The following is a 21,622-nucleotide window of genomic DNA, read 5'->3' as shown; positions in this document are numbered from 1 at the left end:
GTTTTATTCCGTGTTTTACGAATACATAAGTTCCAACATCCAGGGAAATATACCTTTACCTAGATTCACACAAATTAATCATATATGGCCTTGGAGGTATAAAATATGTTGCCACGCTTTGTTACGCTTGCTTTAGTTTCTTTCATTACGATTATAGCTCTGCTAGGAGCCCATCAATATCACACACATTCCCAAGCACAGCAGGCAACAACACAGGCAGATCAGCGGGAAGTCGCCAAACAGGGCTCGCCGACCTTCTTTCATACGAATCCATTTGGTATGCCGGGTGTAGACCGCGGTGTTCGTGTCCGATCAGATTCAAACAGCTACGCCGCTGCCCAGGGGCTTACACCGCCTACCTCAATCAAGGTACTTTCAGACAGCAATACGGCGGCTAAGCCTCCTTCCTACTTGAAATATTTCGGACTATTGGGCTTGCTTGGGCTACTTGGATTCGTGAACCGTTCAAAGACTGAACAGTCGAAATAGTTGCCTTCTCAACCGTTACTATCTTCCTGTGTCGAAAAAAAGGAGCACTGTCCCTATTCTGGGCGCAGGCTCCTTTTTCATTCATAAACATTTGTTTGTACTATGGACATTTGTCCGTGAGTGTATTAAAATTAAGCTATTCACAAAAGAGAAAGGAGCCGCTCATGGACCGGGAACAGCAAATCTTAGCGCTCATACGTCAAAATCCATTTATCTCCCAACATGAAATGGCAAACGCCATCGGCATCTCAAGATCAGCCATTGCTGGCTATATCGCCTCATTGATGAAAAAAGGCGTCCTACGTGGACGTGCTTATGTCACAGCAGACGACAATACGGTCATGTGCATTGGCGGTGCCAACCTAGACAATAAAGCGACCAGCAAACAAGCCATTCGACTTGCTTCCTCCAATCCAGTCACCGTCGCGGAGTCCTGTGGTGGCGTGGCACGCAATATCGCGGAAACGCTCGCCAATTTGTCCTGTCAAACTGCGCTACTTACCGTTGTGGGCGACGACAAAGCGGGTCAATGGGTCTTGGAAGAGACGAAGAAGCGTGGCGTCGAAGTTAGCCAATCCATTGTGCTGCAAGGCGAGAAAACAGGTACCTATACAGCCCTTCTAGACGCAACAGGCGAAATGTTTCTAGCTTTCGCCAACATGGAAATTTACGATAAATGTTCACCTGCACTACTTCGAGAAAAGTGGCCTCATATCGCCGCTTCCAAGCTGGTTATTGCCGATACCAACCTGCCATCTGACACCTTGGATGAATTGGTGAAACGCTGCGGCGAAGAAGGTGTCTCGCTGTTCATCGACCCTGTTTCTTCGGAAAAAGCAAAAAAACTTCCTCGGCACTTACAGGGAGTGACTGCGATCTTTCCCAATTTAGAAGAAGCCTGCCAACTTGCTGGCGTCTCCATCTCTACAGAGCCTGACATTGCCAAGCTCGCGGAAGCCATTCGGGAGCGCGGTGTGGAGCATGTGTTCATTACACTTGGGAGCAGAGGTGTGATGTACAGTGGTCAAACAGGTAGCAAACACTTCGCCCCTATCCCGACGCAAGTCGTCGAAGTGACGGGCGCTGGCGATGCCTTCCTTGCAGGAATCGCCTACGGCGTGCTGCATAATCAATCTTACATCGAGGCTTGCTCGTATGGTCTCGCCGCTGCTCACATCACGCTGCAAACCGCTGATTCTGTAGCCAGCGAATTGAACGAAGAACGACTCATTCAAACGATAACAACCATCAAAGGAGACTAACGATATGAACAACTACCTGACATTTACGGACGAAGTAAAAGAAGCGCTTGCTAACAATAAGCCTGTTGTAGCTTTGGAAACAACGATTATTTCCCATGGTATGCCTTACCCGCAAAACATTGAAATGGCCAAAAAAGTTGAACAAATCATTCGGGATAACGGCGCTGTTCCAGCAACCATCGGTATCATGGATGGCAAAATCAAAATTGGCTTGAACGAGCAAGAACTCGAAGAGTTTGCTACAAACCAAAATGTAGATAAAGTCAGCCGCCGCGATTTGCCCTACATCCTTTCATCCGGTAGAATCGGAGCAACAACCGTGGCCGCAACGATGATCGGCGCAGCGCTTGCCGGCATCCAAGTGTTCGCAACTGGCGGTATTGGCGGCGTACATCGCGAAGCCGAAGTGACAATGGATATTTCCGCAGACTTGACGGAGCTTGCTCAAACGAACGTAGCTGTCGTATGCGCTGGCGTCAAATCCATTCTCGATATCGGCCTTACTCTAGAGTACTTAGAAACCTATGGTGTACCTGTTATCGGCTACAAAACAAGTGAATTCCCCTCCTTCTACGCACGCGAAAGCGGCTTTGGCGTGGACTTCCACCTCAATGAGGCTGCCGAAGTGGCTAGCATGCTGCGTACCAAATGGGAGCTTGGCTTGAACGGCGGCGCCATCATCGCCAACCCGGTTCCAGCAGAGTCCGCAATGGATCACCTCGAAATCGAAGGTGTTATTCAACAAGCGCTCGCTGAAGCTAAAGATCAAAACATTACTGGCAAAAAAGTAACACCATTCCTGCTTTCCCGCATTAAGCAATTGACGGAAGGTCGCAGCTTGGAAACCAACATTGCGCTTGTATATCACAACGCGGAAGTTGCTGCCAAAGTAGCCGTAGCCCTTAAAAACTAATACAAAAGGATGCCAGGGCATTTCCCCTTGGCATCCTCTTTTTTATTTTCGTATTGGCAGTCTCACCAGCACTTGAGTTCCCTTATGAAGCTCGCTATGTATTTCAATGAAACCTTCAAAATGATCGACTAATTTTTTGACCATGAATAAACCGATGCCTTGTCCACTACGCTCTAGGTTCATTTTCTCATATTTTCGAAACAGCTTCTGTGTCTGCTCACCCGTCATGCCGATACCCTGATCTTTGATCTGAATATGAAGGGAATCCCTTTCGTTATGGACCTCCATCCAGATACAGCTATTTTCCTCGCTATACTTAATCGCATTACTGAGCAGATTGGATACTACAAGCTTCATCCCAACTACATTACCAACCATCTTGATGGGTTTTGAAGGCAGCGTACTATGAAGTTCTATATTTTGCGTTCGTGATTTGGTCTTCATCGTAGCGATTACTTCTTCCAGCACTGGAAGAACACTAATTTGAGTCGTACTCCATAACGCTTCAGTTGACAGCATTTGTTCTGTATTAATAATATGCATAATCTCATTATCGATCACATCGACGTAGTCCGTAATCGCTTTCAGTTTTTGCTTGCCATCCACGTCCAAATCCTTCTGCAGCAGCATAGCTGCATAAGCCTTAATAACAGTTAGCGGATTACGCACCTCATGCGATACCACATGGACGAAGTCTAACTTCTCTTTATATTGATTCATCTCAGATTGCATCTGTGTATGCACCGCCAGTGACGGGAAAACGACTTCCTGGTCTCCCTTTCTATATAAATTGGAGCGTACCAACGAAGTGTCCGTCATTAAGTATCCATGATTTTGCAAAAGCTCATTCTGAACGTGCGCCGGAAGCCTATGCCCATTGTACACCCACACACCAATCATTCTAAACTCTTCTATTGTAAATCCATTGCTTCTTTCATACTCTTTAAGAAGCTTACGTAAATAATCGGGCTCCAAATACGGAACATGCCCCCAAGAGCGTATTGGGATCTTCCTTTGTAACAACGGTTTAAGAAGCTCTGCCATAGTGTGCAGAACCTTTTCCGCTTGTAAATCTGTATCTGCTCGATTCAAATCATCATGATTCACAAAGTGAACGTCCGCCAATCCTCTTCGGTCCACCAAGCCCTTTACTTTATCCATAATGACCTGAAAATTTTCACTACTATCAATGATAATCACTTGCTGCCGCAGCTTAAGTCCTGTCTGGATAAATGCAACTGCATTTTCTATGTATTTTTCATCAGAACTGTAAATATATAAAATATGAGCACCGCTAGATACATCAATATGCTCGGTTAGTGGGATAGTAGGAATCGACAACTTCACAGCCCCTCAAATATCTTCCAAACAAATGTTAACTATTGTTGATCGTTAGTATACCATGTTCTCCTGACTAACACGACGACTAATTATTTCATTCATCCTTATGCGGCTTAAAGAAAAAAGCCTACCCTCACTTGCAAGGGTAAGCTCCAATAGCGACCTAATCGTTCAGCCACAGCGTCTTTTGCTCGAACGGAACTCGTTCCGCCTTCGGTGTAGGCATATCTGGGTAGCCGAGATAGATAAACCCGACCATTTCTTCTTTTCCTTGCAGATTGAACGTCTCTCGCATCTTCGGGTGGTAAGTTGGAGCTCCCGACCGCCAAATCGTCCCCAAACCAAGCGCATGAGCGGTTAACAGCATATTTTGGACTGCCGCATGCACAGCGGCATATTCTTCAATTTCCGGTACTGTGGGATGATTCGTAGGAGTTACAGCCACCGCAATAATGACAGGAGCCCGAAATGCCTTCTTCTCCTGACCGCTTCTAATCAGCTTCAGCTCATCCACCGAGACTTGACCAGCCTCTGCGGCAGCAACTTCTGCATACCCCCGTCCTAACAGCTTCCTACCATCACCCGTCATCACCCAGAATCTCCAAGGCTCTGTATTGCAATGATTAGGTGCCCATACACCAGCTTCGAGAATTTCTTCAATTAAAGCCTTATCCACAGGGTCTGATTTTACCCTGCCTATGCTCCGTCGATGACGAATTGCTTCTTTAACATCCATTAAGAAAATTCACTCCATTTCGAGATATACACTGCTTTCTCTATTGTGCACCACGAATCTAGCTTTCGCAAACATGCGCGCGCCAAGCAATCGCCTCAAGCAAAAAAGGGACTCCAACGAACTTTGCGTTCGTGGAATCCCTTATATATGTACAAACATTATTTATTTATCTTTTTTAGCGTGTGAACCGTCGCAGTTTCCTTCAACGTTCTGTGTGTTACCACATGCACATTTACCCATGGTGTCAGCCTCCTTCTCGTTTGGTTCTTAATAATATTATATGCAATTCACTTACATTTGTAAAGTGATTAATTTAAAATTAGTAAATGATTATAATAATCATTCTCACTATTCGTAAGTTAATGAGGAAGATTATCATTCTCAATAAACGATGAAATAACAACAATCGGCAATAGCACTCTTGACCTGAGAATGCCAACAATTTGACAATGACGTGCTTTTTCATGCAATGTATAGTTATAGCTATAGAACGGCCGTACGATAACCTGCTAGATTCAAAGCTATTTTTTAATAATCAACGAATTTGACTAACCCAAATCATCAGGAGGTATATAATGAAATCTAAACAAATGACAACCCTTGCGATTACTACTCTTGCTCTGTCTATGTTATCTTCCGCCGCTCTTGGTAACCCAGCTAGTGCAGCTGGTAAATCCTCTGCAGACTTTACTGATTTAACTAGCATTGATGCGCCATTAAAAGCTAAAATCGACGCAATGATCACGGCTGGTATCTTCGAAGGCGTCTCGGAGACTTCTTTCGGGATTACACAGAATATGACACGCGCGCAGTTTGCAAAAGTAGCTACGCTTATCTTCGGAGTGACGGTTGACCAGACGATTAAAGCTTCCAGCTTTACAGATGTTCGTGCCGATGATCCAGCCAATGGTTGGGCGATACCTTATATTGAAGCTGCAAAAAAAGCGGGCTTAATTGATGGTGTTACGGATATGACCTTCGTTCCCGGAGACTCCGTTACAACTGGTCAGCTAGATACCGTTCTGCTAAAAGGTTTAGGTAAAAAAGTAAGTGTCCTTGGCTCGCCTTGGTATGGTGACGCAGTGAAACAAGCTACTGATCTTGGCATTCATGCAAGCAGTAAAGCAGGAGATCAACCTGCTAATCGTGCAGATCTCGTTCAAAGCTCGTACACCGCTCAAGGTGTATTTAAAAATCCAAATCAAACACTTATTTCTGTAGGAAATGTACAAGCTACTTCTGACAATAAAAAAGTACAGGTTACTCTTAACAAGCAAGTCGATACCAGCAAAGCTATTCTTACCCTGAATAAAGGCACTACGATTGTGAATACTACAACAGAATGGTCAAGTGACGGGAAATCTGCAACATTAACTGCCAAAGACGGTGCATTAGCTGTTGGTGAGTACACAGTAACTCTAAGTGGTTTAGAAGCTACTTCTATTCAAACAGCAACCGGAAAATTGACTGTATCTGCAATAGACACAGGGAATATTTCGATAACTGGTAATTATGATCTTGCTAATGTGCTGGATAGCGGCTTAATTGGAGCAGCAACAGGTCAAGACCTCCTTGCTACGAAAGCTGAGGCTGAAGATCCAACACGAAGTAAGCTTGCCAAAGAAATTGAAGTGAAGGCCACTTCAGGCGGCGAAACTTTGGCGATTCCTGGCATTGTTCAATCCATCACCTCTTCCAATGTTAGTATTGCAAAAGTGGAACTAACTGCGGATCACCATGCCTATGTTATTGGTAACAAAGCAGGAACCGCTGAAATCACTGTCATGGTTAAGATCGGAGATGGCTCTGCCAAACAATTAAAAGTAACTGTCACCGTAAAAAGTGATTCCGTGACTGCAAAAGAATTAAAAGCTAACAAAGCAACGATCGATCGAAACTTTTCGGTAACGAATGGCGTATATAGCGGAAACTTCGACGCTTATACTGAAATGGATCTGAACATTACCGACAATTATGGTATCACTTATAAAAAGGATGAAATCCGCTCTTACAATTTTGCGTTAGGTACAGTCTTCCTCGTTAACGATATCGTGGGCGATCCTAACAAAGGAGCTGTAGGTTCTGCTGTAGTTAATCGAGACGGTAGTGTTCATGTGACAGGTAACGTAAAGTCTTTTGAATTAACTGCCATCTCACCAAATGGGAACAAAGTGTCGAGTTACGTGACAATGCACCGTGTGTAATTATTGATGAAGTGAAGAATATTGCTAAGAGCACCCTTAAGCCTAAAAGCTTAAAAAGGGTGCTCTTTTTGTTTCTATAGCAAACAACTGTTCGAACCGTGGTTTGCATGCACTCCCATCTAGACTTTACATATATTGTGTAAGAGTGGCCATTTCACCCAAAGGAGTGCGTCGATGAATTATCCACCTTCCTATTTCCCGCAACCCTACTCGCCTTATGACGGCTATCCCCCGCCTAACGTAAACTACAGCCATCCCGCTTACTGGATATGGGAACGAGAGCGAGCTTATCCTCATGTAGACACGAAAATACTAATGAGCTCAGTAGACGCCTTTCAGCGGCTTATGAACGATGCATCTCTCTTGCTCAAAAAACTTGCTGATCCACAGATAGCCTCCCAATTGATGACAGCCGCTCAGACCGGTAACCAGAAGGAAGTTGATCGCATTGTTAGCTCCTTCGGCTGTGAATCCGCTGTGGCGACCAGCTTTACACCAAGTAGCGTTAAGTTCTCTATTGATCCCCTTGCGCAGGGGATACCCTGCTGTGACTTATCCATGTCGCTCAAATGGGGAGAATAGAAAAGCAAACTCTGCCAACCATCAGTTGGTAGAGCTTGCTCTTCAAGGAAACTAACGGACATCTGCAGCACCGCCCACAAGCGGCCATACGGCACTCAAGTAATACGATAGAAAGACCAGAATTGCAAAATAACCAACATACCACAAATCCCACTTGGTGTAGGTGATTCGATAATAGTAAGTCCTCTGACTAAGGGAGGAGAAACGTTTCGCCTCCATGGCGACAGCCGTCCGATGGGCACGGCGAATGCTTTGAGCCAGCAGCGGAATGGCATACATGCGAAGCGTCACGTACCAGCCGGTAAAGAGGCTGCGTTTCTTTTTGCCCCGTACCTTCAAAGCATGCCGAAGGGTCTGAAACTCTTCGAGGATGACAGGGATCATGCGCAAAGCAGCCAAGAAGCTGTAAGCATACTTCGGCGCTATGTTCCACTGCTGCATCATCGAATAAAATAGCGCGACAGGGCGCGTCGTCAAGCTGAAGAGAAGGCCCACCGAAGCAACCTGGAGACCGCGGAAGCCGAGATGAAGGCCGCGGTAGAAGCTTTCTTCGGTAATCTTTATGAAACCAAGCTGGAACCACAGCTTGCTGCCGCTGCCAAACATCATCATCCCTGTTGAGGATGAAACGAAAATAAGCAGAAACGGCGATGCGTATAGCAGCAAACGCTTCAATGGATGGCCGGAGAATAGCACCAGCGGTATCAGACTGCCTGTTGTTAAATAGATCATCGTATTGAGGTTGTGTATGAGCACGACAACGATGAACAAGGCGATAGATAAAATAAGCTTTACGCTGGGATTTACCCGATGCAACCAGGTTTCTCGATACATAAATGTTACTTGCATAGCTGGATTTCTCCTTCTGCAGCGCGCAGGGACTGCAAAGGTGGCTGCTTCAGCTCTCTTTCACTCACTTGCCCTGCTTCTACCTGCCAAACACGCGTAGTGAATCGCTTCACGATCTCATCGTCATGAGTGATCATCATAATGACCGTCCCACTCTCCCGCAGCCGCTCCAGCTGCTCTAGCATGCGGAATGTATTGCGCGCATCCAGCCCAAAGGTAGGCTCATCCAGTAATAAAATGCTGGGTTCTCGCACCATAGCAGATGCCACGCTCAGTCTGCGTTTCTGCCCCATCGATAGTTGGAACGGATGGTGTCTGCGCAGCGCAAGCAGGTCATACTCCTTTAGCAGCTTCTCCACGGCACCATGCTGCGTCTCTTCAGGCAGGGAATAGGCAATCTCCTCTTCAACCGAATGGGTAACGAACTGAAATTCGGGGTTCTGGAAGACGAAAGCGACGCGTTCAGCAAGCTGCTCCACCTTACTTCCCTGAACTCCCTTAATCCAACAGCTGCCTTTGGTCTGGATCAAGCGCATAATCGCCAGCAGAAGCGAGCTTTTGCCCGCTCCGTTGGCGCCAACAACCGCGATCCAGTCCCCTCGATTCACGATTAAGTTATCCACAGAGGTCTTCATCTGTCCTCCCCGAATACCCACGAAATTCTGCATCGACATGAGCACGCTTGAGTCCGAAACCGCGCTGTTTTCCATGCTACTGACTCTGCCAGCCTCAGCGGTTTCTTCACTCCATGTAATGGAGTCAGCCCTTAATTCAGCAGCAAGGTTGTTTTTATCCACCCCATGTTCCTGCTGTTGCTCTTGTACCCTACTCATTTGGAGGGCCCGTTGACGATCATAATCGTCCCATACACCAGGGTACCAAATGCCATACTCAATCAATTGCTGTTTGTATGACGCAAAGATATCTTGCGGTCTTCCATCAGCAAGTAAATGCCCATCGGGAGCCATCACTATCAGGCGGTCGATGAAGTCAAGAATACCGCTGATTTTATGTTCAACAATAACCAGTGTTTTATCTGCGCTTACCATGCGGATTGTATGCCATACTTGCTTCGTGCCTTCCTCATCTAACAGAGCCGTCGGCTCATCGAGGAACAGCACGTCAGGCTCCAAGGCTAGTACGCTTGCGATAGCTAAGCGTTGTTTCATTCCCTGTGACAGCTGCCCAATAGGCGTGTGCACATCGGTGAAACGGAGTCCCGCCATGTCTAAATAACGCTGAATGAGCCCCAGCATTTGTTCACGCGGAATCTGGAGATTTTCCAAGACGAAAGCAATCTCCTCATCCACATAGGGCATACAAAATTGAGTGTCTGGGTCCTGAAAAACGTATCCCCAACGGGTCGGTGTCTTAATTTCTTCTGCTTTAAGCGGCATTTCCACCGTATGAGGAACAATTCCGCTCAATACTTGAAGCAGCGTGGATTTGCCGCAGCCACTCGGTCCAAGCAGCAGAACCTTCTCACCGGGCTCAATAGATAAGGAAACCCCCTGGAATAGCAGGGGGGCGTGTTCTCCCGGATATTTTAATCTGAGCTGAGTAACGCCTATTCCTCCGTTTGGTATCATCATCTACCCCAGTACGTCGTAATCTTTCTTGGAAACGGGACGAACCAGATTAAGCACGCCTGTCTTCGCAAGGGCGCCAGCTAAGTAGTAAGCGAATACACCTGCAATCAGTGCGCTTCCGACTAATCGAAAGCCGATAAACAAGCAATAGTTCCAAAACGTAAGCTGGTCAATGTATCCGTAGTGGCTATCCACCAGCAACGAGAATGCTGCCGAAGCAAAGGATGCCAGCACCGTCACGCCTACATTTACCCGACGGTATAGAAATAGGGCGAAGATAATTTCTGCGCCAAGCCCCTGAAGCACGCCATAAACGAGTGTAGAAACACCCCATGAGCCTCCAAATAACGCCTCAATTGTCGCTGCGGCGACCTCAGCCAAGAGCGCTACCCCTGGTTTACGAATAACTAAGAAAGCGAAGGTAGCCGCCATAAACCACATGCCATAGCTCAATTGCTCTGCGTGAAGACCTAACGGTTTCAACACGTCGTACATGGGCCCCCATATGCGATAAATCACACCGAACACCGCGGCAATCACGATGGTGACCAAGATATCGGTCAATTTCAAACCTTTGGATGCAGATTGCGTTTTTGCCATCTGTACATCAGCTCCTTTTCCTTTATCTAATTTGAAATGAGATAGGCGAACACGAAAAAGCCCACCGGGTAGCGGCAGGCATAAGATTAGTGCGGAAGTGAAATCGGCACAATGTTCTCTACGCTGGCATTACCCAGATCAGATTAACGGTCAGTGGCATAGGGCCACTATCTCAGCCTGACTTCATCAAGCACCCGTGTTGCTATTCATTTGGCTTAACTGTAGACGATTCCCTACTTTTTGGCAATCCTTTTTTTGAGCTTATTTCGCTTCTACTTGTCTTTCACTACTCTACGAGTTGCTGAAGGTTTTGTGTTAACCCGTTGAGCTGACGAATGCTATTAACGATATCCTCCACGCGCTTCTGTTGGACTTCAGCGCTGGCAAGTACTTCTTGCACAGAAGCGGCAGATTGCTCCGTAATGGCAGCGACGGAAGTCATTTCCTCGGCAACTTTTTGCGAAGAAGCCTGCAGTTGAACGTTCATCCGTTGCAAGCTCTCCGCTTGCTCCATTACTTCAGCAGTATTGTTGTTAATAACTTCGAACAGACGACTAACACTTTCCGCTGAGTTTTTACCAGAGTCAACCGCTTCCAATCCAACCGTAACTTTCTCTACGGCTGATTCCACTTTATTCTGGATAGATCCTAGGATTTCTGAGATATCCGTCGAAGCCACATGCGCATTTTGTGCAAGCTTTCGAATTTCGTTGGCTACAACGGAAAAGCCTTTGCCCTGTTCACCCGCTCGCGCTGCCTCAATGGAGGCGTTCAGCGACAGCAAGTTTGTTTGATTAGCAATATCCGCGATAGTCGAAACAATGTTGCTAATCTGCCTATTTTCTTCATTCACCGCGTTCATGATTTGCGACGTATCGATAACGATTTGGGTGATATCATTAATTTTCAGTGACAAATCTTCCATTTGTGTCTTCCCTTGATTCGTCATTTGCGCCGTATCCCGCGAACGGCTGCTCATCGTTCTGGATGCGCTAGATGTTTGAACAACCGTCTCATTCACATCCTGCATTGCCGATGTAATGTCTGTGATGCTTGTCGCCTGAGACTCAATGCCAAGCGATATTTCATGAAAAGCAGCAGCAACTTCATTGGTAATTTTCCCTGTAATGGAGGCATTCTCTTGAAGCGCGTTGCTCGATGTGCCCAGTACCTCCGTTGTCTCTCGTACTCCGACCAGGACCTGCTCCGTCTGCAATCGTGAAAACTCCGATTCTTCGGAACTTTTCACAACATTCCTGAGCATCCGAGATCCAATAAAGCTTTGACCAATGAGAGTTACTATCGTGAGTACATAGAATGCGTTCACACCGATATAATCCACATTGCCGCTAAGTGTTGAACAGAAGTAATTCAAATTAATAATCCCGATGATGCCGTTTAGAAGAAGCGGCCGATAATCTAAATACAAGGAGACAAGAGCCAAGCCAAGAAACAAGATCAGCGCATTAGAGAGTATCGCTTCCGTCTCCATAAAAAAGTAAGATATGATGTTAAAGCCTATGGCAATCACATACTTCGTGTAAGGGATCAATTGCTTTTTCCACGTTAAGTACATACATACGCCAGTAATCGGGACGCCACAGGCAATCAAAATCAAAATCGTATGCAATGATTCGTACGACGCGGCGATTCCCAAAACCAGGCATCCAACTAATAACTTAACCATGATCCCATTTCTTCGATGAAGTTCCATCATTTGTACAGACATTGCCTACCGCTCCCCTTTTTTCTCTATAACCGGACATAGAATTGCAAAATTCAACACATGTCGACTGAATTCCTCTATTTAACATGCCTATCCTATTTTTGGCCGTTTGACTTCTTGTACACTTAGAACTACAATGTGTAGTGTGAATATCAACCGTCTACTATCATGATCAAAAGGAGCATATGATACATGGATCACTCCAATATGCAGCAAGGCACCGATTTGACAGCCATTTTGCTTTACATAGGTATTGTAATTATTGCTTTTGCAATTGCAGGCTATGTACTAGCTGTCAAAACGAGTAAAGCGAATACGAGCCGCTTGAAAAAGGCGGAGAAGCAAGCCCTACAGAAAAAGCAGAAATCAACACTTATGATTGCACATGTTCTTCTGACCTTAGCCATCTTGTGCATCGGAACCGCCCTCATTCAGCGTTCATCCAGCACTTATAGTATTGAGAAATTGAACTATAACGCATCTATTCAAGTTACAACTGACAAAGATTTCGGACGCGGGCATTCGGAAATGCCCTTGAAATATGAGATGAGTATTCCGACCTCTGGCACGCACAGTCCTCATGATCTCAAATTTGGTTTTTATGCAGAAAGACCACCGTATGAAAAGTTAGTCCATAATTTGGAGCACGGCGATATTATTATTTATTATCATCCAGATGCACAGACGGAGCTGCTTGATAAGCTTCGTTATCTCGTTAATTTCAAAAAAGCAGGTGCAGGCGTGCTGGCTGTTCCCAATCCAGATGTACCGAGCGATCAGGAAGTGGTCGTAACTGCTTGGACCAAAACCATGCAGCTGACCAAGTTCGACGACGCCAGTGTTGGCACCTTCATCTACCAAAACATCAATAAAGGACCTGAACAAATTCCGCCTGAAATAAGACGTGGCGGCGGAACAATGTAAGTTTGTCCGAATGAGATCGGCATTATTTACGCACGATTTCTCGATCGACGACCAGATCTGTCGGCACTAATCCCGTTAGACGCCTGAATACTCTGTAAAAATAAGAAGGATCGCTATACCCAATAAATTCAGATATTTCCGTTACGGTAAGTGCGGAGTGCCTCAGCATATAGATAGCTGTTTTGATGCGGGTAGCGTTCATATAATCGCTAATGGTTTGCCCAGTCACCTTACTGAACAGAGATGCTGAATAATTCGGAGAGCGATCGATGCAAGCCGCGAGCTCATCTTTCGTGACATGCTCGCGGTAATGATTCTGAATATAAGCTTTCATCTGTTCAACCAACACGCTTGTAGCGTTCACAACACCGCCTTGATCCCACTCTCTATGCAAATGAACGAACAGCTCTTTTAGCAGCGCATCGCACAGCGTCTGATAATAGGGCTGTTTGCCTTTCCATTGCTGAAGCATCACACGCATACGGTCTAGGATAAAGTCGTACTTGCCAGTTGTCCCGCTAACATACTCCTTAGCCTGTAATAGCGGAAAAGCTTCTCCCTCTCCACGACATGAAAATTGTACAACATACTTCTCGTGTACCATCGTTGGCACACTTTTGCCATAATACTTCATTTCGCTTGGGATCAGCAGCCATTGGCCCTTCTCCAGCACATGCTTCCTCTCTCCGAGCTCCCCACCGATCCAATACACACACTTCCCATATGTGACTAGAATAAGCGTCCAATTGAGGCTTCGTCCATCTTCCTCCGCATACCAATTACTTGTTTTGTCATAGGTGAAAGTTCTAACCTGCATCCTCTATTCACTTCCAATACTATAGTACATACATCATACTATATTTCATAGAACTTAACGTAATTTAGGTCTAAAATGAAGCCAAAATTGATTCCTCTACTCGAAAGGAAGTCCTACACAACATGCGTAAAACGAAAATTATTTGCACCATGGGGCCCGCTTGCGATTCCATCCCTACTCTCAAAGAATTAATCCGCGCTGGCATGAGCGTCGCAAGACTGAATATGGCTCATGGAGATTTAGACGAACATCGCGGACGTATTATAAGAGTACGCCAAGCGGCCAAAGAACTAGGTGTAACGATTCCGATTCTCATGGATATCAAGGGTCCGGAGATTCGCATCGGGCAACTAAAAGATGCGGGCTACGACCTGCAAAAAGGCGATATAATCGTCCTTACAACCGAACAAATTATCGGTGATTCCAGCCGCGTCTCTGTCAACTACCCAGGGCTTCCGCAAGACGTGAAGCCAGGCAATCTTATTCTAATCGACGACGGCTCTATTGAGCTGCAGGTCGAGACCATAGACGGCTCCGAAGTTACGTGCAGCGTGCTGAATCAAAGTGTACTGAAGCAGCGCAAAGGGGTAAATTTGCCGGGTATTCGCACGTCCCTGCCGGGCGTCACCGAACGCGACATCATGCATCTTCAATTCGGCGTTGAGGAGAACATCTCCATCATCGCGATGTCTTTCGTTCGTAACGGGAACGACGTTAGAGAAGTTCGCGACATTCTAGAGAAGCACGGCGCTGGCTTCACGCCGATCATTTCCAAGATCGAGAACGAAGAAGGGATGACCAACTTCGCCTCCATCCTAGAAGCTTCAGATGGCATCATGGTAGCTCGCGGAGATTTGGGCGTAGAAATTCCGACGGAGGAAGTGCCTATCGCCCAGAAAGAGATGATCCGCGCCTGTAATCTTGCGGGCAAACCTGTTATTACGGCAACGCAAATGCTGGATTCCATGCAGCGGAACCCGCGCCCTACGCGCGCCGAAGTGAGTGACGTGGCAAATGCCGTGCTTGACGGCAGCGACGTGGTCATGCTCTCCGGTGAAACGGCGGCTGGGAAATACCCTGTCGAATCCGTCACCATGATGGCCACAATCGCTGAGCGCGTGGAACAAACGATGGAGCGTAATTCGCTGATCGACGCGCAGCTCGACTCTAACAACGAAGTGACGGAAGTTCTTTGTCAGGCAGTCGTTTCATCCGCTAACAAATTGCATGCGGCAGCGATCTTGACGCCTACAGAAAGCGGATTTACCGCTCGTATGATCGCGAAATATCGTCCAGAAGCGCCTATCCTGGCGATTACCTCCAACGCATATGCAATCAGCTATCTGAGCATGGTACAAGGTGTCATCCCGATTCACGGCGAGGTATGTGACTCCACGGATACGATGATCCGCTCTGCCATTGAGCAAGCAGAAACACTGGGCTATTTGAAAAAGGGCGATCTGACGATCGTTTCCGCAGGTATCCCGATTGGTAAATCCGGGACGACTAACCTCATGAAGGTTGAGCGGATTTAGAGCAAAAATAGCGCCCGCAAAAACAGAAAGCTGTCCGAAACTAGAACATATAGTTTTGGACAGCTTTCTGTTTTTAGAGAGCAATTGGCCCCCTTTTGTATGATGAGGTTAGCCAATCCTTGATTCGATTTCTACCTCGCGATTGCGAGGCTCGGCATTGGTTGCCAGCGAGTCCAACAGATTCCGGGTAACCATGCCACCTCCTTGATGGTGCGATTAAACGCTGCCTCATTTGGCTCGCTGAAGCCCAAGAGCTTTCTCACGAATTGGAGGGAGGTCACCTTAATCTCATCATCGGCCTTCTCCCTGTTTTCTCGTAAAAAACCGCCTGAATGCTTCCTTTACACTGATTTTAAAGAAGTTCCATTTATTTACCGATTAACATTAATTTCCTAATTTCGATGGATTTTAATCAAACAAAAAGAAAAGCTGCCTGAAGGTCATTGGCATGACTTCCGGACAGCTTTCTTGTTAGAGGAAAAATCTCTTACGATAGTTTCAAGATGCTCAACTCCTCCGATGAAAACACGCGCGAGCGTGTGAGGAACCGCAACCCCTCAGGTCCCTCCAAGGAAAACATACCGCCTCTTCCAGGAATAACATCGATGATTAACTGCGTATACATCCAATACTCGTATTGTGCCTTACTCATATAGAATGGGGCTCCATGAATCTCACCTAGCTGCACATCCTGTTCGCCTAGGAAGAACTCCTCCTGCGGATAGCACATAGGCGAGCTGCCATCACAACAGCCTCCGGATTGATGGAACATCACTGGCCCGTACTTCGCCTGCAGCCTGTCAATAAGCTGCGAAGCAGCATTGGTGCAGATGACCTTGAGAACAACGGGTTCCGTAGCGTCTGCCATATCTTACCCGCCTCTTAGAAGAATCCCAGCGCGTTCGGACTGTAGCTGACGAGTAAGTTTTTGGTTTGCTGGTAGTGGTCGAGCATCATGCGGTGATTCTCTCGGCCGATGCCCGAAACTTTATAGCCCCCGAAGGCGGCATGAGCTGGATAGGCATGATAGCAGTTGATCCACACGCGACCCGCTTCAATGGAGCGACCCATACGGTATGCGGTGTTCGTATCGCGCGTCCAGACCCCTGCGCCTAAACCGTACAAGGTGTCGTTGGCGATGGCCAGCGCTTCTTCTTGATCTTTGAACGTCGTGACAGACACGACGGGGCCGAAGATTTCCTCTTGGAAAATGCGCATTTTATTGTGACCTTTAAGCACCGTTGGCTGAATATAGTAGCCTTCCGCGATATCTCCGCTCATCGCAGCACGGCCTCCGCCGATCAAGCATTCTGCTCCTTCTTGTTGTCCGATGTTCATGTAGCTCAAAATTTTCTCCACCTGCTCAGTGGACACTTGAGCACCAAGCATCGTCTCCGTATCCAGTGGATTGCCCTGCTTGATGGCTGCCACGCGTTTTAACGCCTTTTCCATAAAGGCTTCATAAATGGATTCCTGAATGAGTGCACGAGACGGACATGTACAAACCTCCCCTTGATTGAGCGCGAACAAGACGAAGCCCTCAATCGCTTTATCTAAAAAGACATCATCTTGCGCCATGACGTCTTCAAAGAACAGATTGGGTGATTTGCCACCCAACTCCAGTGTTACCGGGATAATGTTTTGGGAGGCATACTGCATAATCAAGCGGCCCGTTGTCGTCTCCCCTGTAAAAGCAATCTTCGCAATGCGATTGCTAGATGCCAGTGGTTTGCCTGCTTCTAGTCCGAAACCATTTACAACATTCACCACACCAGGCGGCAGCAGGTCTTCCACAAGCTCTAACCAAACAAGGATAGATGCAGGCGTTTGCTCCGCTGGCTTAATTACAACGCAATTGCCGGCAGCGAGTGCAGGAGCGAGCTTCCATGTAGCCATGAGCAGCGGGAAATTCCAAGGGATGATTTGACCAACTACGCCAAGCGGCTCATGAAAATGGTAGGCCACAGTATCGTTATCGATTTGGCTTAGGCCACCCTCTTGAGCACGGATGCAGCCTGCAAAGTAACGGAAATGGTCGATCGCCAGAGGCACATCGGCGGCCAACGTTTCTCTCACTGGCTTGCCGTTATCCCACGTCTCAGCGACAGCAAGAAGTTCCAGATTCGCTTCCATACGGTCAGCAATTTTGTTCAATATGCTCGCTCTTTCCACAACAGACGAACGTCCCCAAGCGTCTTTGGCTGCATGGGCAGCATCCAACGCTAGTTCAATGTCCTCTGCTGAGGAACGAGGAATTTCACAAAAAATCTGATTGTTCACTGGAGACACATTTTCAAAATACTGCCCTTTGACCGGTTCAACCCATTGACCTCCAATAAAGTTGCCATACCGCTGTTTGAACGAGACCTTCGATCCTTGTTGCCCTGGTTGTCCATAAATCATGCTAACAGCCTCCTTAGAATTCGTAGAAAGCTTACTTCATAAGCATCTACATAGAGTCCCGCCAGAAAAACCGACTACACAAGCAGCACCCGATCGTTTCTCCCCGGAAAACTAGCTTCATGAGCTTACCTCGGAGAAAGGATTGCGCGAGACTAGAACTTTACTTCATCCAAAGAACGTGCGACACATGCATCCTGCAACGTGGACACCCTCCTCGTAAAAACCCTAGTAAAATATGTATATTAAATTGCAAGAGCATATATGCTTGCGGTCGCCTACGTTTTCTTCAACTGCCTGCGCACATGACCCATCGCATTAATTTCCCCGCCAACAATAATAATCAGCGCAGATATATATAACCAAGTCATCAATACGATAATGCCGCCGAGGCTTCCATAGGTGGCGCTGTAATTCGTAAAATGATTAACATAATACGAGAAGCCTAACGATGTGCCCTGCCAGCCGATTCCCGCGAACAACGCGCCTGGCAGCACGCTTTTGCAAGATAAGCAAGTATTCGGTGCGATGTAGTAGATCCCTATAAAAACAATAAAGACAATGATAAAGTTGATGATCCATCGAAAGTTGTTCCAAACGTCGACTTGTGCTGCAGGTAGATGAACATGCGCATGCAGCCAAACGCCAATCCACTGACCGAATACGCTTAGGAGCAGCGCGGATACGATGACAATCAGCATACCGATTGTTAGCATCACAGCTAAAAGGTGCGAGTGAATAAAACTTTTGCGATCAGGAAGCCCGTACGCTTTGTTCACTGCGAGTACGATAGCGTTCATCGCCGCGCTAGCACTCACCAACGATAGCACCAACCCGAAGGACAAAGTGCCTCCTCGCTTTACACTAATCAGACTAACGAGTGTCTCTTCTAACCAGCCAGCTACTGCGCCTGGCATATATTCTTTGATCAACACAATGACATCATCTGAGGTAAATGGCAGGTATCCCAGCAAACTCATAATGAAGATAAGGAAAGGAAACAAAGATAACAGAAAATAATAGGCGCACTGCGCAGCAAGCCCTAGCGCATCATGCCGCAGGAATTGATTCCACAGTGCTTTCAAGTAAGACAGGATCATGTAGACCGATCTCCTTTCGCTGGGCAAAAATGACTTCCCTTCATCGTACTCCCTGTTAATATGACATTCCCCTACTTGTTTTGCAAATGTGGTAGAATGGATACTCTAGTAACGCAATGAAACAGGTGATGATGTGAATACTCCTACTATTTACCCGACTCCGTTCGGTTCCAAGCTTACTTCGAATCCGACCATCCCGCATGCCCGCATGGCCGAATTAACGACAAGCCCTGACTTCGTGTCCAATGCAGAAAGCGACGCTTTCTTCTTCCGTGATTTGGAGCAGCAAGGCATTCTATTAAATAAACCCCAGGTAGAGGCTGTGCGTCATTTCAAAGGACCTCATCTTACTTTGGCCGGAGCTGGTTCAGGGAAAACGACGGTCCTCGTCTGCCGAGTCGCCTATTTGCTAATTGTCCACCGGGTTCATCCGGGGAATTTGCTGCTGATTACCTTTTCCAAAAAAGCAGCCGAAGAAATGCGAGAACGTCTGACGCTGATGCCCAGCCTGGATAGTGGCATATCCAATACGATTCAGGTGCGAACGTTCCATGCTTTTTGTTTACGCATAATCAGAATGAATGGCATGGATCAAGAAATTTTGAGCGATGGCCGTTACCAGCAAATCGTTATCAAGCGTATCCTGCTCGGTATGGGTCTGCAAGACACCTATCAGCCTGAGGTGCTGATCTCCTTGCTTTCCTCATACAAAATGCAATTGATCCGAGTCGACGATCTTCCTGAAAAAACGGAGGATGAGCAGGAATTAAAGCGCATTTTCGCGCAATATGAGCAGTGGAAATTAGAGCAGCATAAAATTGATTTCGACGATATTTTACTCATAGCCTATGACCTCTTACAGCAAGATAAGGACGTCCTACGCTCCCTGCAACGCAAATTCGCTTATATCAGCGTCGATGAATTTCAAGACACGAATACGGTACAGTATGAAATTATTAAAATGATTGTGCAGCAGCACGAAAACTTGATGGTTGTCGGCGACGATGACCAGACCATCTATTCGTTTAACGGTGCCCGTAATGAATTCATTTTACAGTTTCATGAACAGTATCCTCAAGCCAAAACGGTTACGCTCGATATCAACTATCGGTCCACTTCAAGCATTGTCGGTCTAGGCAACGCCATTATCAGACATAATGTACACCGGAAAAATAAAACCTTGCTTGCCACCAAGAAAAGCGAGATCAAACCACAATACATCCGCCCACTGAGCAGTGATGACGAAGCAGATTGGTTAATTACTGATTTGCGAAATAAGGTAAATACAGGTGAGTACAGCTATGGAGACTTAGCAGTACTCTATCGAACAGCCAGCAACAGTCGAGCCATTATCGAACAGTTGATCCTGCATAACTTGCCGTTTGTTGATTACGGAAGCAATGATTCATTCTATGAGCAATGGATGGTCAAGCCGATTATCGATCACCTTCGCATCGCCCAAGAACGGCGTAATTTCGAAGCCATAGAGGGAATTCTCCCTTCGTTATATATCGGACGTGAGCAGGGAATAAGAATCATTCAGGATCAGGAAGCCATTCAAGCTAAAAAATGGCCCCTCATTCATTTACTCGGCTTGCCTTTGAAGGATTTCCAAAAAGAAAAGCTGAAAAATCGTATCCGACTGATCAAAACCCTAGCCGTCATGAAGCCTGTGGAAGCTATTCAAGCCTTACGTAAGGATTTCTATGATGCCTTTCTGGAAACGAACAAGCGCAGCAAGCTGACGCATCACCGGGAAATGCTGAAAGAAACGTTAGACGAGTTAGAATCCTCGGCCAAACGGTTCGATACGATCGAGCAGTTTCTTTATTTTATCCATGAAGTGGCGGAAAAACGCACCGAAATGAGCTTGCTCAAACGAGAACATGCCGGAAATAAAATTTCCCTCATGACGATCCATAAATCGAAGGGACTGGAATTCCCCATCGTTTATTTACTCTGTGCCATTGAGGGCAACATGCCGCACAGCTCGGCACTAGACGCGAACCATCTGGACGATGTCCGGATGGTTGCTGCAACCGGGCGCGATAAAGCGCCCGCAGCGCTAGAAGAAGAACGGCGACTCGCTTACGTCGCCGTCACGAGAGCCAAGTCCGAGCTGCTGATCAGCTCGCCTGCATACTTTCGCGGGAAGAAGGCGGAGCTTTCCCGCTTTCTCGTGTCCGCGTTCCCTCAGCCGGGCACGGACAACAGGGCTAAACCAGACAGCCGCGTGAGCGCTGCTGTCTCAGTCCGACCGGCAGCAGCTGGCAAAGCTGCTTCTTTTAAACCAAGACCCGCGACCACCGAGCGGGTCGCGGCCTGGATCTGTCCAAGCGATGGCTGCAACGCTTGGGCGCGCATCTCGTCGCCGCAGGAAGCGCAGCGAGCTTCCAAAGAATGCCCCTTATGCCGCAGGCCTATGACGAAGGGCAGCAAACTGATCTAGCCACGGACGCCGGCTGATTGCGCGCTCAGCCATGCACGCAATGTCGAAGAAGAGCCAGAATTCGTTGCCATTTGTGTGCTGCGTCCACTGAACAGTGGCACCTCCG

The 21,622-nt window shown here is 47.0% G+C and carries 18 protein-coding genes, 1 pseudogene and 1 riboswitch; of the genes and pseudogenes, 8 read left to right on the top strand and 11 right to left on the bottom strand.

Translation table 11 applies throughout. The annotated features are described in order from the left end of the window. Positions 1 to 105: 105 nt before the first annotated feature. The 3 genes from GK047_RS18320 to GK047_RS18310 all read left to right on the top strand — a co-directional run bounded on the left by GK047_RS18320 (position 106) and on the right by GK047_RS18310 (position 2,664). Positions 106 to 489: a hypothetical protein gene (locus GK047_RS18320; RefSeq protein WP_163949902.1), complete on the top strand. Its 384-nt coding sequence runs from the start codon at positions 106 to 108 to the stop codon at positions 487 to 489. 164 nt (positions 490 to 653) lie between these two features. After that, positions 654 to 1,751, top strand: a complete 1,098-nt coding sequence (locus GK047_RS18315) for a carbohydrate kinase (RefSeq protein ID WP_163949899.1) — start codon at positions 654 to 656, stop codon at positions 1,749 to 1,751. A 4-nt stretch (positions 1,752 to 1,755) separates the two neighbouring features. Further along, positions 1,756 to 2,664 (top strand): pseudouridine-5'-phosphate glycosidase, encoded by a 909-nt coding sequence (locus GK047_RS18310; RefSeq protein ID WP_163949897.1) that lies wholly within the window; start codon positions 1,756 to 1,758, stop codon positions 2,662 to 2,664. Positions 2,665 to 2,706: 42 nt separating this feature from the next. Here GK047_RS18310 and GK047_RS18305 read toward each other — a convergent pair whose 3' ends face one another. After that, on the bottom strand, positions 2,707 to 4,005 hold the full coding sequence (locus GK047_RS18305) for an ATP-binding protein (protein WP_163949894.1): 1,299 nt from the start codon (positions 4,003 to 4,005) through the stop codon (positions 2,707 to 2,709). A 163-nt stretch (positions 4,006 to 4,168) separates the two neighbouring features. Next, on the bottom strand, positions 4,169 to 4,741 hold the full coding sequence (locus GK047_RS18300) for a nitroreductase family protein (protein ID WP_163949891.1): 573 nt from the start codon (positions 4,739 to 4,741) through the stop codon (positions 4,169 to 4,171). A 575-nt stretch (positions 4,742 to 5,316) separates the two neighbouring features. On the opposite strand from GK047_RS18300, the gene GK047_RS18295 reads away from it, so the two are divergent. Continuing rightward, positions 5,317 to 6,945: an S-layer homology domain-containing protein gene (locus tag GK047_RS18295; protein ID WP_163949888.1), complete on the top strand. Its 1,629-nt coding sequence runs from the start codon at positions 5,317 to 5,319 to the stop codon at positions 6,943 to 6,945. A gap of 174 nt (positions 6,946 to 7,119) precedes the next feature. Further along, positions 7,120 to 7,527, top strand: a complete 408-nt coding sequence (locus GK047_RS18290; RefSeq protein ID WP_163949886.1) for a YuzC family spore coat inner layer protein — start codon at positions 7,120 to 7,122, stop codon at positions 7,525 to 7,527. 51 nt (positions 7,528 to 7,578) lie between these two features. Here GK047_RS18290 and GK047_RS18285 read toward each other — a convergent pair whose 3' ends face one another. The 4 genes from GK047_RS18285 to GK047_RS18270 form a co-directional block, all read right to left on the bottom strand. Then, positions 7,579 to 8,376: an energy-coupling factor transporter transmembrane component T family protein gene (locus GK047_RS18285; protein ID WP_163949883.1), complete on the bottom strand. Its 798-nt coding sequence runs from the start codon at positions 8,374 to 8,376 to the stop codon at positions 7,579 to 7,581. After that, positions 8,367 to 9,968, bottom strand: a complete 1,602-nt coding sequence (locus tag GK047_RS18280) for an ABC transporter ATP-binding protein (RefSeq protein ID WP_205516868.1) — start codon at positions 9,966 to 9,968, stop codon at positions 8,367 to 8,369. Before GK047_RS18280 ends, GK047_RS18285 begins: the two co-directional genes overlap by 10 nt. After that, complete coding sequence (locus GK047_RS18275; protein WP_163949875.1) at positions 9,969 to 10,565, bottom strand: ECF transporter S component; 597 nt, start codon at positions 10,563 to 10,565, stop codon at positions 9,969 to 9,971. Between the two features lie 96 nt (positions 10,566 to 10,661). Beyond that, a riboswitch (TPP riboswitch) is annotated at positions 10,662 to 10,773 on the bottom strand. A 78-nt stretch (positions 10,774 to 10,851) separates the two neighbouring features. Further along, complete coding sequence (locus GK047_RS18270) at positions 10,852 to 12,294, bottom strand: methyl-accepting chemotaxis protein (protein WP_163949873.1); 1,443 nt, start codon at positions 12,292 to 12,294, stop codon at positions 10,852 to 10,854. Between the two features lie 189 nt (positions 12,295 to 12,483). Here GK047_RS18270 and GK047_RS18265 point away from each other — a divergent pair, with 189 nt between their 5' ends. Further along, the gene (locus GK047_RS18265) at positions 12,484 to 13,215 is read left to right on the top strand and encodes a DUF3105 domain-containing protein (RefSeq protein ID WP_163949870.1); all 732 of its coding nucleotides are present in this window, start codon (positions 12,484 to 12,486) and stop codon (positions 13,213 to 13,215) included. Positions 13,216 to 13,237: 22 nt separating this feature from the next. Here GK047_RS18265 and GK047_RS18260 read toward each other — a convergent pair whose 3' ends face one another. After that, positions 13,238 to 14,032 (bottom strand): helix-turn-helix transcriptional regulator, encoded by a 795-nt coding sequence (locus GK047_RS18260; RefSeq protein ID WP_163949868.1) that lies wholly within the window; start codon positions 14,030 to 14,032, stop codon positions 13,238 to 13,240. Positions 14,033 to 14,154: 122 nt separating this feature from the next. Here GK047_RS18260 and pyk point away from each other — a divergent pair, with 122 nt between their 5' ends. Then, positions 14,155 to 15,567, top strand: coding sequence for a pyruvate kinase (gene pyk, locus GK047_RS18255; RefSeq protein ID WP_163949865.1), 1,413 nt, complete (start codon positions 14,155 to 14,157; stop codon positions 15,565 to 15,567). 108 nt (positions 15,568 to 15,675) lie between these two features. On the opposite strand, the pseudogene GK047_RS18250 reads toward pyk, so the two are convergent. The 4 genes and pseudogenes from GK047_RS18250 to GK047_RS18235 form a co-directional block, all read right to left on the bottom strand. Further along, positions 15,676 to 15,854: pseudogene (locus tag GK047_RS18250) on the bottom strand (DUF2277 family protein). A 200-nt stretch (positions 15,855 to 16,054) separates the two neighbouring features. Beyond that, positions 16,055 to 16,435, bottom strand: coding sequence for a DUF779 domain-containing protein (locus GK047_RS18245; RefSeq protein WP_163949863.1), 381 nt, complete (start codon positions 16,433 to 16,435; stop codon positions 16,055 to 16,057). Between the two features lie 14 nt (positions 16,436 to 16,449). Then, positions 16,450 to 17,970: an aldehyde dehydrogenase gene (gene adh / locus GK047_RS18240; RefSeq protein WP_163949860.1), complete on the bottom strand. Its 1,521-nt coding sequence runs from the start codon at positions 17,968 to 17,970 to the stop codon at positions 16,450 to 16,452. Between the two features lie 275 nt (positions 17,971 to 18,245). After that, on the bottom strand, positions 18,246 to 19,067 hold the full coding sequence (locus GK047_RS18235) for a YihY/virulence factor BrkB family protein (protein WP_205516867.1): 822 nt from the start codon (positions 19,065 to 19,067) through the stop codon (positions 18,246 to 18,248). A gap of 133 nt (positions 19,068 to 19,200) precedes the next feature. Here GK047_RS18235 and GK047_RS18230 point away from each other — a divergent pair, with 133 nt between their 5' ends. Continuing rightward, complete coding sequence (locus GK047_RS18230; RefSeq protein ID WP_346010360.1) at positions 19,201 to 21,516, top strand: UvrD-helicase domain-containing protein; 2,316 nt, start codon at positions 19,201 to 19,203, stop codon at positions 21,514 to 21,516. Positions 21,517 to 21,622: the final 106 nt, after the last annotated feature.

The sequence above is a fragment of the Paenibacillus sp. SYP-B3998 genome, from assembly GCF_010820665.1.
Classification (GTDB): Bacteria; Bacillota; Bacilli; order Paenibacillales; family NBRC-103111; genus Paenibacillus_E.
The sequence above is the reverse complement of the archived record's forward strand: the minus strand, read 5'-3'. Positions and strand labels throughout refer to the sequence as shown.

What these genes read in the sequence shown, in the direction of transcription:
- GK047_RS18235 (WP_205516867.1), bottom strand. Translation starts at nt 19,067, where the DNA reads ATGATCCTGTCTTACTTGAAAGCACTGTGGAATCAATTCCTGCGGCAT.
- GK047_RS18265 (WP_163949870.1), top strand. Translation starts at nt 12,484, where the DNA reads ATGGATCACTCCAATATGCAGCAAGGCACCGATTTGACAGCCATTTTG.
- GK047_RS18315 (WP_163949899.1), top strand. Translation starts at nt 654, where the DNA reads ATGGACCGGGAACAGCAAATCTTAGCGCTCATACGTCAAAATCCATTT.
- GK047_RS18245 (WP_163949863.1), bottom strand. Translation starts at nt 16,435, where the DNA reads ATGGCAGACGCTACGGAACCCGTTGTTCTCAAGGTCATCTGCACCAAT.
- GK047_RS18320 (WP_163949902.1), top strand. Translation starts at nt 106, where the DNA reads ATGTTGCCACGCTTTGTTACGCTTGCTTTAGTTTCTTTCATTACGATT.
- GK047_RS18260 (WP_163949868.1), bottom strand. Translation starts at nt 14,032, where the DNA reads ATGCAGGTTAGAACTTTCACCTATGACAAAACAAGTAATTGGTATGCG.
- pyk (WP_163949865.1), top strand. Translation starts at nt 14,155, where the DNA reads ATGCGTAAAACGAAAATTATTTGCACCATGGGGCCCGCTTGCGATTCC.
- GK047_RS18290 (WP_163949886.1), top strand. Translation starts at nt 7,120, where the DNA reads ATGAATTATCCACCTTCCTATTTCCCGCAACCCTACTCGCCTTATGAC.
- adh (WP_163949860.1), bottom strand. Translation starts at nt 17,970, where the DNA reads ATGATTTATGGACAACCAGGGCAACAAGGATCGAAGGTCTCGTTCAAA.
- GK047_RS18300 (WP_163949891.1), bottom strand. Translation starts at nt 4,741, where the DNA reads ATGGATGTTAAAGAAGCAATTCGTCATCGACGGAGCATAGGCAGGGTA.
- GK047_RS18310 (WP_163949897.1), top strand. Translation starts at nt 1,756, where the DNA reads ATGAACAACTACCTGACATTTACGGACGAAGTAAAAGAAGCGCTTGCT.
- GK047_RS18275 (WP_163949875.1), bottom strand. Translation starts at nt 10,565, where the DNA reads ATGGCAAAAACGCAATCTGCATCCAAAGGTTTGAAATTGACCGATATC.
- GK047_RS18295 (WP_163949888.1), top strand. Translation starts at nt 5,317, where the DNA reads ATGAAATCTAAACAAATGACAACCCTTGCGATTACTACTCTTGCTCTG.
- GK047_RS18280 (WP_205516868.1), bottom strand. Translation starts at nt 9,968, where the DNA reads ATGATGATACCAAACGGAGGAATAGGCGTTACTCAGCTCAGATTAAAA.
- GK047_RS18270 (WP_163949873.1), bottom strand. Translation starts at nt 12,294, where the DNA reads ATGTCTGTACAAATGATGGAACTTCATCGAAGAAATGGGATCATGGTT.
- GK047_RS18285 (WP_163949883.1), bottom strand. Translation starts at nt 8,376, where the DNA reads ATGCAAGTAACATTTATGTATCGAGAAACCTGGTTGCATCGGGTAAAT.